Below are 14297 nucleotides of genomic sequence, written 5' to 3'. Positions count from 1 at the left end.
TGGTCGGGATTTGGTCGCCCAAGTCAACCGGGACACATCAACGGTTGGCGGTTGGCACCAATTTATCCACAACATCTTGCGGCAATCTTCCCCCTTGAATCCAAGGCGAAAGCGGCCCCGGATGGGGCGAAACCGATGCCACAGGACATATGCCATGACGCCCCCCTATACTGGCCGCTGCCTTTGCGGCGCCGTCACGTTCCGGTGCACGGACGCGCCGCTCTGGCAGGGTCATTGCCATTGCGAAAGCTGCCGCAGGGCGACGGCTTCGCCCATGACGTCGTTTCTGGGCGTCCGGGATGGGGCCTGGGCCTGGACCGGCGCCCCCCCGGCGACCTATGCCTCCAGCCCGGGAGTGACGCGCAGCTTCTGCGGCACCTGCGGTACGCAGATGGCCTTCCGCGCCGAGCGTTTCCCGCATGAGATTCATTTCTACGCGGCCACGCTGGACCGGCCCGAGGACTATCAGCCGACAACCCACTACTTCAGCGCCGAGCAATTGCCCTGGCTGCACTTTGCCGATGGGCTGGCCCGGAGATGACACCCTATCGCTGCACTGCCCCCTATGACTGGGGCGCGATCTTTGCGCTGCTGTGGGCCGAGTTCGCCTATATGGACGGCGTGGTCGATCCGCCTTCTTCCCTGACCCGCCTGACCGAAGCAGAGATTGCCGGGCAGGCAGAACGCGGAGAGGTCTGGGCCATCGGCTTGCCGCCCGTCGCCTGCGTCTTTTTCACCTACAAGGCCGACGCGCTTTATATCGGCAAGCTGGCGGTTTCTGCGCAGCATCGGCGCAAGGGCCTCGCATCCGCCCTGATGGCCGTGGCCGAGGCGCGCGCGCATGCCCTGGGCCTTGCCGCCCTGGAGTTGCAGACCCGAGTCGAACTGGTTGAGAACCACCTCACCTATCTGGCCATGGGCTTTGTCGAGACCGGGCGCAGCGCGCATCCGGGCTATGACAGGCCAACCTCCGTCACCTACCGAAAAAGGCTTGCAAAAGAACCATGATCCCCGCCTTCCTGATCATTCTGGCGTGCCAGCTGGCAGGCGAAGTCGCCGCCCGGCTGACCGGACTGCCCATCCCCGGCCCGGTCATCGGCATGGCGCTGATGCTGCTGGGCCTGCGCCTCTCGCCCTGGCTGCGCGAAATCGTACGCCCCGTGGCCGAGGGCATCTTGAAGAACCTGCTCCTGCTTTTCGTCCCGGCAGGCGTTGGGGCGGCGGCGCATCTGGTAACTTTGGGCGGTAATCTCGTGCCGGTGTTGGTGGCAGTGGCGGGATCAACCGTTCTGGCGATCACGGCGGGGGCCCTCGCCTACAAGCTGGCGGCACGTGCCGTGAACGTGACGGCGGAGGCGGGCGAATGACCGAGATCTGGTCCTATCTCGCGCAACAACCGCTTCTGTGGCTGACCGCAACGCTGGCTGCCTTTCTGATCGGGCAGGCGATCTTCCGGGCATCGGGGCAAAGACCGCTCGCGAACCCCTCGCTGATCGCGATGATCCTTCTGGCCGTTCTGCTGGCCATCACCGGCACACCCTTCGCCACCTATTTCGAAGGCGCGCAATTCGTGCATTTCCTGTTGGGTCCGGCGACGGTCTGCCTGGCCCTGCCGCTGTACGACAACCTGCCCAAAGTGCGACAGGCCGCGCTGCCGCTGGTGGTGGCGCTGGTTGTCGGTTCTGTCACGGGCATCCTTGCCGTTCTGGCCATCGGCAAGGCTTTTGGCTTGCCACAGATGATCCTCGCGTCGATGGCCCCGAAATCGGCCACGGCGGCGGTGGCGATCGGTGTATCCGAGCAACTGGGCGGGTCGCCCACGCTGACCGCGATGATGGTCATGCTGACGGGCCTGACCGGAGCGATCACCGTGACCCCTATTCTGAACGCGCTTGGCCTGCGCGACTGGCGCGGGCGAGGCTTTTCGGTCGGCGTCGCCGCGCATGGTTTCGGCACGGCGCGGGCCTTTCAGGTCCACCCCACGGCCGGGGCCTTCGCTGGCCTCGGCATGGGGCTGAACGCGCTTCTGACCGCGATTCTTGCGCCGATCCTGCTCAGGCTTTTTTAAGCCGCGCAGCGGCCCGCACCTCTTCGAGCGTCTGGCCAGTGGTGAGCATCCGCGGGTCAAGCCGCAGCTCGATCACCGCCGGAAGGCCCGAGGCCTGGGCGCGCGCGAAGGCCTCGGGCAATTCGTCCTGCCGCTCCACCACTTCGCCATGCCCGCCATAGGCGCGGGCCAGCGCGGCATAATCGGGGTTGAACAGATCCGTGCCCGAAACCCGACCAGGATATTCGCGTTCCTGATGCATGCGGATCGTGCCATAGCGGCCATTGTTGGCGACGAGGGTGATCACCGCCGCCCCATGCTGGCGGGCGGTCGACATCTCGTTCAACGTCATCTGGAAACAGCCGTCGCCCGCCAGACAGATGACGGTTTTCGACGGGTCGTGCAGCTTGGCTGCGATGGCGGCGGGGAAGCCATAGCCCATGGACCCCGAGGTCGGGGCCAATTGAGTGCCGGTGCGGCGATAGCGGTAGTAGCGGTGCAGGAAGGCCGCGTAATTGCCCGCGCCATTCGTGACCACCGCGTCTTCCGGCAGCGTCTCGGCCAGCCAGCCGATGACCTCTTCCATGCGCACCGCGCCCGGCGTCGCCACGGGCTTCTGCCAGGCCTGATACTCGGCCCGCGCATGCGCCGCCCAATCGGCCCAGGGGCGGGCATTGGGGGGTGTCACCGCCGCCAGTGCCGCGATCATCGCGGGTGCCGTGGCCTGCACGGCCAGTTCGGGTCGGTAGACCCGGCCCAGTTCGCCCGCATCGGCATGAACATGCACCAGACGCGGCGGATGGGCGGGATCGACGATCTCATAGCCGCCGGTCACGATGTCGCCGAAGCGGGTGCCGATCGCAAGGATCAGATCCGCCGCCTTGAGCCGCGCCTGAAGCTTCGGATTGCCGCCCACGCCCAGATCGCCAGCATAGCAGCTCAACCGGTTGTCGAGGCGGTCCTGACGGCGGAAGGACACCGCGACCGGCAGGCCCCAGCTTTCGGCAAAGCTCTGCAGCTCGGCCGATGCCTGCGCATCCCAATGCGGACCGCCGAGGACCACCAGCGGCCGTTCAGCCCCTCGCAGCATGACGGCGATGGCTTCGGCCTGGGCGGGCGAAACGGTACTTTCCGGCAGGGCGGGCGGCGGCATGTCGGGCACATCGGCATGGTCCGAGAGCATGTCTTCGGGCAGGGCCAGGACCACGGGACCGGGTCGCCCTGTCATCGCGACATGGAAGGCGCGGCTGACATATTCCGGCAGGCGTTCCACCTGATCCACCTCGGTCGCCCATTTCGCCAGCCCGCCGAACACCTGACGATAGTCGATTTCCTGAAACGCCTCGCGGTCGCGATGGCCGCGCGCGATCTGGCCGACGAATAGGATCATCGGTGTCGAATCCTGCCGCGCCACATGCACCCCCGCTGCCGCGTTGGTCGCCCCCGGCCCGCGGGTGACAAAGGCGATGCCGGGCCGCCCGGTCAGCTTGCCCGTCGCCTCGGCCATCATCGCGGCCCCGCCTTCATGGCGGCAGACGATGTTCGGGATGCCGCGCTCGTAGAGCCCATCCAGCGCGGCGAGAAAGCTTTCGCCGGGCACCGAAAAGACCCGCGCGACCCCATAGGCCGCCAGATGATCCGCCAGAATCCGCCCGCCCTGCCGCATGTTCCCCTCCGCACAGTCGTTGCGCCTTCCTGACGCGTCGCGGAACCTTGCACAAGGCCGGGCGGTTGGGAATGGTGGCTGCGCAATCAGGAGACCCCGCATGCTTACCCTTCTCGGCATCCCCGGCGCCTTGCGCAAAGGATCGACCAACCGGCTTCTTCTGGCGCAGGCCCGGCTCGCCTTTGGCAAGGCGAGGCATATCGAGGCCGATCTGCGCCTGCCGCTTTATGATGGCGATCTGGAAAGCGAGAAGGGGATTCCGGCCAAGGTCCAGAAACTGGCCGACCAGATCGCGGCGGCGGATGCGATCGTGATCTCGACACCCGAATATAACAAGGCCCCGCCCGGCGTCTTGAAGAACGCGCTCGACTGGGTCAGCCGCACCAAGGGCGGGCCGTGGAAGGGCAAGCCCGTCGCGGTGATCTCGGCCGCCGGCGGCCGGGGCGGCGGCGACCGGTCGCAATTCGCGCTGCGCCTGATGCTGACGCCGTTCCAGCCGCGCCTGCTGACCGGGCCCGAGGTCATGGTCGCCGACAGTTCCAACGCCTTCGACGAAGCGGGCAAGCTCAAGGATGCGCGCTACCAGAAAGCGCTGGACGAGATGATGCAATTGCTGCGCAGCGAAGCGGAACTGCACCGCAAGACCTGACTATCTTCTGTTCCTAAATATCCCACCGGGGTGCAGGGGTGTGAAACCCCCGCTGTCACGTCTTCACCCGCGCACCGGTCGGGTCGTAAAGCGGCTCCAGATGCACCTCCGCCGGCACGCGCTCTGACGCGACCTCCAGCTCGTAGCGCCCGGACAGGACAAATTCCTCGGAAACCCCGTCGGGATGGCGCACAAAGCCCATCCCGATGGCCTTCTCGACCGTATGGCCATAGCCGCCTGAAGACAGCCAGCCCACCCGCGCGCCGTCGCGATAGATGGTCTCGCGGCCCAGAAGCACCACGTCCGACGCGGCGGTGAATGTTGCCATCCGCTTCTTCACCCCATCCAACAGCTGCGCCTCAATGGCGGCCCGTCCCATGAAATCGGCATTGGACTTCGTCTTGACCGCCCAGGCCAGGCCCGCCTCGACCGGCGTATGATCCGGCCCGATCTCGGCCCCCCAGGCGCGATAGCCCTTTTCCAGCCGCAGCGTCTCGATGGCGCGGTAACCCGCATTGACCAGACCGACAGGCGCCCCCGCCGACATGAGTGCCTCATATACCGTCACCGCAAGATCGACCGGCATATGCAATTCCCAGCCCAGCTCCCCCACATAGGTCACGCGCAGCGCGGTGACCGGGCAGGCGGCGACGGTGATCTGGCGCACCGTACCGAAGGGGAAGCCGCTATTGGACAGGTCATCCGAGCAGACAAGCGACAGGATGTCCCGCGCCTTTGGCCCCATCAGCGACAGGACGGCATTGGCCGACGTCACGTCGACCCATTGGCAATCGCCCGTCAGGTTGCGGCTGACCCAGTCGAAATCATGGGTGGCAAAGCCGGTGCCGGTGGTGATGTAGAATTCGTCGTCGGACAGCCGGGCCACGGTCACATCGGCCTCGATCCCGCCTTTGCGATTCAACAGCTGGGTATAGGTCAGCGCGCCCGGCGCACGTTCGACCCGGCCCGCCGCGATGCGCGAGATGGCCGCGGCCGCATCCGGGCCTTTGAGCAGGAATTTGGCGAAAGAGGTCTGGTCGATCAGCACCGCCGCCTCGCGGCAGGCCTGATGCTCGCGCCGCACCGCGCCCCACCAGCCGGGGCGCTGATAGGAATAGCGGTCCACGGGTTCCTCGCCCGCAGCCAGATCGGCGAACCAGTTCGGGCGTTCCCAGCCCAGCTTTTCGCCAAAGCAGGCCCCGGCCGCTTTCAGATGGGCGTAAAGCGAGCTGCGGCGCGTGGGGCGGCAAGAGCGCATTTCTTCCGAGGGCCAGGCGATGGTGTAATGCTTGCCATAGGCTTCCATCGTGCGGTTGCGCACCCAGTCGGTCGCGCGGTGAACGCGGCCGAAGCGGCGGATGTCGACCGGCCAGAGGTCGAAGGGCGGCTCACCCTTTGCCACCCATTCCGCCAGCGCCATGCCCGCCCCGCCGCCCGACGCGATGCCGAAAGCGTTGAAGCCTGCGCCGATATAGAGATTCCGCAGTTCCGGCGCCTCGCCCAGGATGAAATTGCCATCCGGCGTGAAGCTCTCCGGCCCATTCAGCAACTGCTTCACCCCGGCCTGCGCCAGGGCGGGAACGCGCGCGATGGCGTTCTCCATGAACTGCTCGTAATGCTCCCAGTCGGGGGTCAGGGTCTCGAAATGGAAGCCTTCGGGAATGCCTTCCACCGCCCAGGGCTTGGGGTTCGGCTCATATCCGCCCCAGACAAGACCGCCAACCTCCTCTTTCCAGTAGGTCAGCCGGTCGGGATCGCGCAGCGTCGGCAGGCCGGGGGTCACGCCCTCGATCCGCTCGGTGATCATGTATTGATGCTCGACCGAGACCAGGGGCACATTCACCCCAACTGTCGCGGCCAGGGTGCGGGTCCATTGCCCGGCACAAAGGACGACTTTCTCGCATTCGATCCTGCCGTGAGGCGTTTCCACCGCCCGGATGCGACCCGCCTCGACGATGATGCGGGTGACGGGCGTGTCCTCGAATATCTTGACCCCGGCCATGCGCGCGCCCTTGGCAAGGCTTTGCGTGATATCCGACGGGTTCGCCTGACCGTCGGTCGGCAGATAGGCCGCGCCAACCAAATCGTCGATGGTCATCAGAGGCCACAGATCCTGCGCCTCTCGCGGGGTCAGAAGATGCATCTCCAGCCCGAAACTATGCGCCGTGGTCGCCTGCCGCTTCACCTCGGTCCAGCGCTCGGCATTGCAGGCCAGCCGCAGCCCGCCATTCATCTTCCAGCCGGTCTGAAGCCCGGTCTCCTGCTCGAGCGTGCGGTACAGCGCGACGGAATGGCCCAGAAGCTGGGTGATGTTCGCACTGGTCCGCAACTGACCCACCAAACCCGCGGCATGGAAGGTGGTGCCCGAGGTCAGCTTCTTGCGTTCCAGAAGGACCGTGTCGGTCCAGCCCAGCTTGCCCAGGTGATAGGCCACGGAACAGCCGACGATCCCGCCGCCGATGATGACCGCTTTGGCGGTGGTTGGAAGCCCGGACATCATGCCCCCTCGAAAGCGGCAAGCGCGGCCGCGAATATTTCCAGATTGGCCCGGGTATAGGCCGTGAAATCGAAATCCAGTTCGGAATGCAGCTCCGAGACCATGGACCACAGGGTCTCGCGCAGCGCCGCCGCAGCCTTCATGGCGCGGTAGCGCCGCCACAGCGCGGCGTCGGGGCGTCGGCCAAAGTAGGCCTGAAGCAGCCAGGCCTCGTCCTCGGGCGCAAGACCATTGTTGGCGGCCAGCCCGCCCAGATCGAACAGCGGCGAATTGAAACCGGCGTAGTCCCAGTCGATCAGCCAGAGGCGGGTGCCGTCATGCAGGAAATTGGCCGGCAAAAGATCGTTATGGCCGAAGACCATCTCGATCGGGCCGACCGCCGCCTCAAGCCGCTGGGCCTGCGCCATCAGCGCGGGCAGGCGCGGCACATACGGGCTGTCCCCTTCGGCCAGCGTCGCGGCATAGTCGCGCAAGACGTGGAAGACCCAGAAGACCAGCGCCGGGCCGCGCAGATAGCGCGGGATGTCGCGATGCGCCCGGGCGACAAGAGCGAGCGCCTGTTCCAGCATCGGACGTTTTTGCAGGTCTTCTGCAGCAAGGGTCCGCCCGTCGATGAAATCGATCACCAGAACCCCGGGTTCATGGTGAAGAACCTCGGGCGAGACGCCTGCGGCGTGGGCCGCACGGCTGGCGGACAACTCGTTGAAGCGCAGGATCTGGTGAACGGGAATGTCGTCGCCGATCCGCACCACGGCGCGGCGGGTGGCGTCGCTCACCACGAAATTGCGGTTGGTGATGCCGCCGCCCAGGGGCGCGATCTCTAGCCTGCCCTGCCAGAGGGGCAAGTGACGGATGCGGTCTTCTGGGGTCATGCCGCACCCTCCAGCCTTGCCCGCGCGTCCTTGGCCGCGGCGCCGATCAGCCGGTCGGCGATGATGGCGATGGCGGCAACCGCCAGACCGGCCACCAGTCCGCGCCCGACATCGGCCTTGGTCAGGGCGATATAGACCTCTTGCCCAAGGTCGCGCGTGCCGACCAGCGCGGTGATCACCAGCATCGACAGGGCAAGGAGGATGGTCTGGTTCAGCCCTAGCAGGATCATCGGCACCGCCAGCGGAAGACGCACTTTGGTCAGGATCTGCCAGGGCTTGCAGCCGCAGACCACCGCCGCCTCAACCAGTTCCGGTGCCACAGCCCGCAACCCATGAGCCGTGTAGCGCACCGCCGGGACCAGCGCATAAAGCACCACGGCGATCATGGCGCTGAAATCGCCGACCCGGAACAGCATCACCACCGGGATCAGGTAGACGAAGCTCGGCAAGGTCTGGAGCGTGTCGATCACCGCGCCGATGATCTTGCCTGCCACCTCGTTCGAGGCGGCAAGGATGCCCAGCGGCAGGCCCACCGCCATGGCGATCACCACCGAGACGCCGCATAGATACAGCGTCGTCATCGCCTGCTCCCACAGGCCCGAGACGGCGATGAAGGCCGAGAGGCCCAGCGCCAGCGCCGCCAGCCGCATCCCGCCCAGGCGCCACCCGGCGAAGGTGGCCAGCGCCAGAACCAGCGGCCAGGGCAGCGCCAGAAAGAAGCGCTTCACCGGGATCAGCAGGTTCTCCAAAAGCCAGGTGCGGATCGCCTCGAGCTGATCGAAGTAATTGATGTTGATGGACTTCATCAGGTCTGACCAGAAGCTCTTGGTGGTAAGCTGCCAGTCCTTCGGGTAAAGGTGCAGGGCCGGGATCAGATAGCCCAGCGCCATCGTGATCAGGATCACCGCCAGCACCAAGGCGGTGCGCGGGTGGCGCCGCCAGAGCGGGCCTTGCGCCAGCGCCGCCCCGCCGCTGCGGGCCGCCAGTGCCTGCCCCAGCCGGTCCAGCACGATGGCCAGCGCGGTGATCGCGATGCCCGCCTCGACCCCGCCGCCGATATCCAGCCGGCGCAGGGCGTTCAGCACGTCGAAGCCCAGGCCCCCTGCCCCGATCATCGAGGCGATGATGACCATGTTCAGGCTGAGCATGATCACCTGGTTCACGCCGACCATCAGATCGGGCAGGGCCACGGGCAGCATGATCTTGCGCAGGGTCTGGCGCGGGGTGCAGCCAGCCATACGGGCGAAGTCGAGGATCTCGGACGGCACCGCGCGCAGCGCCACCAGCGTGACCCGCACCATGGGCGGCATGGCGTAGATCACGGTCGCCAGCAGGGCCGCAACCGGGCCGAAGCCAAAGAGAACCAGCACCGGCACCAGATAGGCAAAGGTCGGAACGGTCTGCATCAGATCAAGCAGCGGCCACAACGCACGCTCGGCCCAGCGCCAGCGCCAGGCAGCGATGCCCAGCGCCAGCCCCCCGGCGACGCCCAAAGGCACGGCAATGGCGATCGAGGCCAGCGTGACCATGGCGCTTTCCCATTGTCCGAACACCGCGAGATAGAGCATCAGCGCCCCGGCCAGCAGGCCAAGCCAGAGGTCGCGGGCATAGTGACCAAGCGCCACGACCGCCACGGTCACCGCAAGCCAGGAGATCGGCGGCACGATCACCGTCGCGCGGCGGCCGCGCCCTTCGGTGATCCCCTCGACCAGAAGGATGCGAACCGCATTGTAGGGCGCCTCGATTAGCGCCGCGAAGCCGCGCGTCATATCCTTGAAACTGACAGGGCCAAGATGGGCGCTGTCGGTCAGCCAGGCCATCGCCGCCGTGATCCAGCCCGCAAGGGGAAGCTGCATTTCTGCAGGCGGCCAGAGAAGGCCGGGCGGCAGCAGGCCCGACAGGGCGGCCAGCGCGAGCGCAAAGGCGAGGAGCGCCAAGGGCAGGAGCGCAGGGCGGATCATGTGCCACGCCCGATCAGGATCGCGATCACCGCCTGCGGCGTGACTTCGCCAAGAAGCCGCCCATCCTGCTCCACCGCGAAACACGCGTTGGCCGAGACGATCCGTTCCGCCGCCTCTTCGACCCGCATCGTCGCGGGCAGCCTGCCTGCGACCGCTGCCCCCGTGGGCGGTGTGGCAATGCGGCCCAAAGTGACCACCTTGGCGCGCGAGACATGGGCGGTGAAGGCGCGGACATAGTCATCGGTGGGCGCGAGAACCAGCTCTTCCGGCGTCGCCACCTGCACCAGCGCGCCATCCTTCATGATCGCGATGCGGTCGGCCAGCCGGATCGCCTCGTCGAAATCATGGGTGATGAAGACAATGGTCTTCTTGAGTTGGCGCTGGATGCGCAGGAATTCCTCCTGCATCTCGCGGCGGATCAGCGGGTCGAGCGCCGAGAAGGGTTCGTCCAGGAACCACAGGTCCGGCTCGACCGCCAGTGACCTCGCGATGCCGACCCGCTGCTGCTGGCCGCCGGAAAGCTGGCGGGGATAGTGGCCCTCGCGGCCATCAAGCCCCACCAGCGCGATCACATCGCGCGCTCGGGTCTCGCGTGCGGGCCGCGGCGTGCCTTGCACTTCCAGCGGAAAGGCAACGTTTTCCAGTACTGTCAGATGCGGCAACAGCGCGAAATGCTGGAAGACCATGCCCATGCGGTGACGGCGGATCTCGATCATGCGGGCGGGGCTGGCCTTCAGCAAATCCTCGCCGTCGTAAAGGATCTGACCGGCCGTGGGTTCCACCAGGCGCGACAGACAGCGCACCAGCGTCGACTTGCCCGACCCGGACAGGCCCATGATGACGAAGATCTCGCCCTCGCCCACGTGAAGCGAGACGTCACGTACCGCGCCGACATGGCCAGAGGCGCGGATGGTGTCGAGGGTGGGGGCAGGCCCGTTCAGAAGCCGGTCCGGGTGTGGACCATACAGCTTCCAGACGTTGCGGCATTCCAGCTTGAGGGGGCGGGTCATGGCAGGGTCAAACTGTCAGCGAAAGGGTGCGAGCGAGGGGATCAAGCCCGCACCCTTTCGCTGCGAGGCTTACTGGGCGATCCAAGCCGACCAGACGGCCTCATTCGCATCCATCCACTCATTGACAACGTCATCGATCGACTGGCCATCAAGGTCGACCTTGGCGATCATCGCGCCCATCGTGTCATTGTCGATGGTGAAGGCCTTGATCGCCTTTGCGGCGCCCGGCCATTTGCCTTCCAGCCCGACCCAACCCGCTTTCCAGATCGGGCCGAAGGGCTTGCCACAATCATGTGTCGCATCCGGGTTGATGCCCCAGGCCGGATCGGTGTAGCAGGCGGGTTCGTAGGTGGGGAATGCCACCCATTCGCCTTGGTATTTCTGCGGCGCCCAATGCGGCGCGTAGATCCACAGCAGGATCGGATCCTTGCGCTGATAGGCCGATTCAAGCTCGGCGAACATGGCGGCATCCGTGCCGGCATGGATCACCTCGAAATTCAGGCCCAAAGCGGCGATGCGTTCCTCATCAAAACCGCCCCAGGTGACCGGCCCGCCCAGGTAGCGGCCCTTCGGCGCGGTGTCGGGCGTGGCAAAGGCCGCGGCGCAATCATTCAGCGCCTTCCAGTCGGGCAGGCCCGGGCATTTCTCTTTCATATAGAGCGGATACCACCACTCTTCCTTGGCCAGCATTCCGGTCTCGCCCAGATTCACCACATTGCCAGTGGCAACGGCGGCATCCAGCGCCTCTTGGCCGGTGGTGGCCCAGATTTCCATCGCGACGTCGAGATCGCCGGTTTCAAGCCCAGCAAACTGGGCCAGGTAATCGGCCTGCACGAGTTCGACATTATAGCCCGCCTCTTCCAGCACGGCGGCCATGATGTTCGTGGTGATCAGCTGGCCAGTCCAGTCGTGCAGCGTGAGCTTGATCGGATCGGTAGATTCCACCTCGGCCAGCGCGGCGGTTCCGCCAAATGCCAGGGCCACAGCGGCCGTGAGCAATATGTTCCTCATTGTGCAGCCCCTTCCTGTCGGAATGATCCAGCCCGCCGTTCGCCGACGGTGCCCTTGCCGCAAAAGCTGCGGCCGAATCCCACCACCTGTCAAACCAAATGTGGGAATTTGTGGATTCTTGTTGGACATTCTTTGATTTCCACGCTTCATTCGTGGAAACCAACAGAAAATCCCAATTCCATGTTGTCCAGCCAGCGCGAACGCGCGATTCTTGAGCTTTTGCAAGACCGTGGCTCGGCCCGGGTCGAGGCGCTTGCCGCGCTTCTGGGCGTGACGGATGAAACGATCCGCCGCAATCTCAAGCGGATGCAGGCGCAGGGCATGGTGACACGGGTGCATGGCGGCGTGCATCTGAAGGACTGGGGGCCGGAGGCGACCTTCGCCCAGCGTATGGTGCAGAACCCCGGCGCCAAACGGCGGATCGGTGAGGCGGTCGCGCGTCTGGTGCCCGATGGGGCCTCGGTCTTTCTCGATGTTGGGTCGACCACCGCCTATGCCGCCCAGGCGCTGCGGCTGCGGCGCGAATTGCTGGTGGTGACCAATTCCCTGCCGGTGGCGCAGGCTCTCACGGGGGTGAACGGCAACCGGGTCTTCATGGCGGGCGGAGAGCTGCGCAGCCATGATGGCGGCGCTTTCGGGGCCGAGGCGCTGGCCTTCCTTCAGCAGTTCCGCGTCAGCCACGCCGTGCTGTCGGCGGCGGCCATCGACGCGACGGCGGGCTTTCTGTTGCAGGATCTGCGCGAGGCCGAGTTCAGCCGTGCCATGCTGCCCCATGCCGAAGTGCGGATCGTCGCGGCGGATGGATCGAAATTCGGCCGCGGCGCGCCCATCGCCATCGCCCCGCCCGAGACCTTCACCCATCTGGTGACCGATCTGGCCCCGCCCGAAGCCGAGGCCGCGATGCTGGCCCGCGCCGGGATCGCGCTGGTTCTGGCGGATTAGGCGGGTTCGACCCGCGAGAATGTTTCGGCGCTGGCATGGCCCCAGGCCTTGCCAAACAGCCGCGAGGACAATGGGTCAGCCAGAAGCTGGCCAGGGGCGACCTGTTCATACAGTTCGGCAAAAGACAGGACCCGATCGCTGTCGGTGCGGCGCAGGAAATGATGCGGGCGCAGGTCGGACGGATGGGCCAGCCCGGCCGCGGCCACCAGTTCCGACAGGGCGTGCAGCGTGCCGCGATGGAAATTTGTCACCCGCAGCGCCTTGTCCGGCACCACGATGGCACGCGACCGTTTCGGGTCCTGCGTGGCGACGCCGGTCGGGCAGGCCCCGGTATGGCAGGACTGGGCCTGGATGCAGCCCACGGCGAACATGAAGCCGCGCGCGGCATTGCACCAGTCGGCGCCCAGGCCCAGCACCTTGGCCATGTCGAATGCCGAGGTGATCTTGCCCGAGGCGCCGATGCGGATGCGGTCGCGCAGGCCAACGCCCACCAGGGCGTTGTGCACGAAGGTCAGCCCGTCGCGCAGAGGCATACCGATATGGTCCATGAATTCCATCGGCGCGGCGCCGGTGCCGCCTTCCTTGCCATCGACTACGATGAAATCGGGGGTGATGCCGGTCTCGACCATGGCCTTGCAGATCGCCAGAAACTCCCACGGATGGCCGATGCACAGCTTGAAGCCGGCGGGTTTTCCGCCCGACAACTCGCGCATCCTGGCGATGAATTCCAGCAAGCCACGCGGCGTGTCGAAGACCCGGTGATGCGGTGGCGAGACGCAGTCCTGCCCCATGGGCACGCCCCGGATGCGACTGATTTCCTCGGTGATCTTGGCGGCGGGCAGCACGCCGCCATGGCCGGGTTTGGCCCCCTGCGACAACTTCAGCTCGACCATGCGGATCTGCGGATCGGTCGCAACCTCGGCGAAAAGACCCGGATCGAAGCCGCCATCCTTGGCGCGGCAGGAGAAATAGCCAGACCCCACCTCCCAGACCAAATCGCCACCATTCTCGCGGTGATAGGGCGACACCCCGCCCTCGCCCGTGTCGTGGTAGAAGCCGCCTTCCTTTGCGCCCTTGTTCAGCGCCCGGATCGCATTGGCCGAAAGTGCGCCGTAGCTCATCGCCGAGATGTTCAGAAGCGAGGCCGAATAGGGATGTTTGCTGTCCGCCCCGATCGTCACCCGCATGTGGTCATGCGGCAGGGGCGGTTTCGGCGCGATGGAATGGTGCAGCCATTCGTATTGTTCCTGGTAGACATTGTATTGCGTGCCGAAAGGCCGCGTCTCCAACTCGTGCTTTGCGCGCTGATAGACGATGGCACGCTGATCGCGCGGAAAGGGTGTGCCGTCCTTGTCGCCCTCGAAGAAATACTGCCGCATCTCGGGGCGGATGCCTTCGAACAGAAAGCGCAGATGGGCGGCGACCGGGTAGTTCCGCAACACGGCATGACGGGTCTGGGTCAGGTCGTGCACACCGATTAGAACGCAGGCGAGGCAGAGCAGCGCCAGCGGGATGAACCACCAATCCTGCCCCGGGAAGATCAGCATCAGCCCGAGCAGGGCCGGAATGGCGAGGGCAGGCCAGGTGATCAGGGCGAAGCGGGTCTGGAAGGCACTGGCAAGCATGGGGTGTCCCTTGGCGG

Annotated in this window: 13 protein-coding genes; 6 read left to right on the top strand and 7 right to left on the bottom strand. The window is 65.9% G+C overall.

The genetic code is table 11. From position 1 onward, the window contains the following. Nucleotides 1-121: 121 nt before the first annotated feature. Genes ACED67_RS18155 through ACED67_RS18140 form a run of 4 tightly spaced genes read left to right on the top strand, consistent with a single transcriptional unit; the run spans nucleotide 122 to nucleotide 2068 of the window. Nucleotides 122-541, top strand: a complete 420-nt coding sequence (locus ACED67_RS18155) for a GFA family protein (RefSeq protein ID WP_395543129.1) — start codon at nucleotides 122-124, stop codon at nucleotides 539-541. Further along, nucleotides 538-1008 (top strand): GNAT family N-acetyltransferase, encoded by a 471-nt coding sequence (locus ACED67_RS18150; RefSeq protein WP_395543128.1) that lies wholly within the window; start codon nucleotides 538-540, stop codon nucleotides 1006-1008. Before ACED67_RS18155 ends, ACED67_RS18150 begins: the two co-directional genes overlap by 4 nt. Next, complete coding sequence (locus ACED67_RS18145; RefSeq protein WP_395543127.1) at nucleotides 1005-1367, top strand: CidA/LrgA family protein; 363 nt, start codon at nucleotides 1005-1007, stop codon at nucleotides 1365-1367. The genes ACED67_RS18150 and ACED67_RS18145 overlap by 4 nt, the downstream gene beginning before the upstream one ends. Beyond that, nucleotides 1364-2068, top strand: a complete 705-nt coding sequence (locus tag ACED67_RS18140) for an LrgB family protein (RefSeq protein WP_395543126.1) — start codon at nucleotides 1364-1366, stop codon at nucleotides 2066-2068. Before ACED67_RS18145 ends, ACED67_RS18140 begins: the two co-directional genes overlap by 4 nt. Here the strand turns inward: ACED67_RS18140 and ACED67_RS18135 are convergent. Then, a complete protein-coding gene (locus ACED67_RS18135; RefSeq protein ID WP_395543125.1) occupies nucleotides 2055-3713 on the bottom strand; it encodes a thiamine pyrophosphate-binding protein in 1659 nt (552 codons plus the stop codon). The two genes, ACED67_RS18140 and ACED67_RS18135, sit on opposite strands and share 14 nt — an antisense overlap. Nucleotides 3714-3813: 100 nt before the next feature. Here ACED67_RS18135 and ACED67_RS18130 point away from each other — a divergent pair, with 100 nt between their 5' ends. Continuing rightward, nucleotides 3814-4362: an NADPH-dependent FMN reductase gene (locus tag ACED67_RS18130; protein ID WP_395543124.1), complete on the top strand. Its 549-nt coding sequence runs from the start codon at nucleotides 3814-3816 to the stop codon at nucleotides 4360-4362. 55 nt (nucleotides 4363-4417) lie between these two features. Here the strand turns inward: ACED67_RS18130 and ACED67_RS18125 are convergent, their stop codons facing one another. From ACED67_RS18125 to ACED67_RS18105, 5 genes are all read right to left on the bottom strand, one after another. Further along, nucleotides 4418-6859 (bottom strand): GcvT family protein, encoded by a 2442-nt coding sequence (locus ACED67_RS18125; RefSeq protein WP_395543123.1) that lies wholly within the window; start codon nucleotides 6857-6859, stop codon nucleotides 4418-4420. After that, on the bottom strand, nucleotides 6859-7731 hold the full coding sequence (locus ACED67_RS18120) for a phosphotransferase (protein WP_395543122.1): 873 nt from the start codon (nucleotides 7729-7731) through the stop codon (nucleotides 6859-6861). Before ACED67_RS18120 ends, ACED67_RS18125 begins: the two co-directional genes overlap by 1 nt. After that, the gene (locus tag ACED67_RS18115; RefSeq protein WP_395543121.1) at nucleotides 7728-9692 is read right to left on the bottom strand and encodes an ABC transporter permease; all 1965 of its coding nucleotides are present in this window, start codon (nucleotides 9690-9692) and stop codon (nucleotides 7728-7730) included. Before ACED67_RS18115 ends, ACED67_RS18120 begins: the two co-directional genes overlap by 4 nt. Continuing rightward, entirely contained in the window at nucleotides 9689-10702 is a 1014-nt protein-coding gene (locus ACED67_RS18110; RefSeq protein WP_395543120.1) for a quaternary amine ABC transporter ATP-binding protein, read from the bottom strand. The genes ACED67_RS18115 and ACED67_RS18110 overlap by 4 nt, the downstream gene beginning before the upstream one ends. Nucleotides 10703-10771: 69 nt before the next feature. After that, nucleotides 10772-11713 (bottom strand): ABC transporter substrate-binding protein, encoded by a 942-nt coding sequence (locus ACED67_RS18105; protein ID WP_395543119.1) that lies wholly within the window; start codon nucleotides 11711-11713, stop codon nucleotides 10772-10774. 180 nt (nucleotides 11714-11893) lie between these two features. Here ACED67_RS18105 and ACED67_RS18100 point away from each other — a divergent pair, with 180 nt between their 5' ends. Then, nucleotides 11894-12655 carry a DeoR/GlpR family DNA-binding transcription regulator gene (locus ACED67_RS18100; RefSeq protein ID WP_395543118.1) on the top strand — a complete coding sequence of 254 codons (762 nt, stop codon included), beginning with the start codon at nucleotides 11894-11896 and terminating at the stop codon, nucleotides 12653-12655. On the opposite strand, the gene ACED67_RS18095 is transcribed toward ACED67_RS18100, so the two are convergent. Beyond that, nucleotides 12652-14280, bottom strand: coding sequence for an FMN-binding glutamate synthase family protein (locus ACED67_RS18095; protein ID WP_395543117.1), 1629 nt, complete (start codon nucleotides 14278-14280; stop codon nucleotides 12652-12654). The two genes, ACED67_RS18100 and ACED67_RS18095, sit on opposite strands and share 4 nt — an antisense overlap. Nucleotides 14281-14297 lie beyond the last annotated feature (17 nt).

This window comes from Neotabrizicola paludis (assembly GCF_044142105.1).
Classification (GTDB): Bacteria; Pseudomonadota; Alphaproteobacteria; order Rhodobacterales; family Rhodobacteraceae; genus Pseudogemmobacter.
The sequence above is the reverse complement of the archived record's forward strand: the minus strand, read 5'-3'. Positions and strand labels throughout refer to the sequence as shown.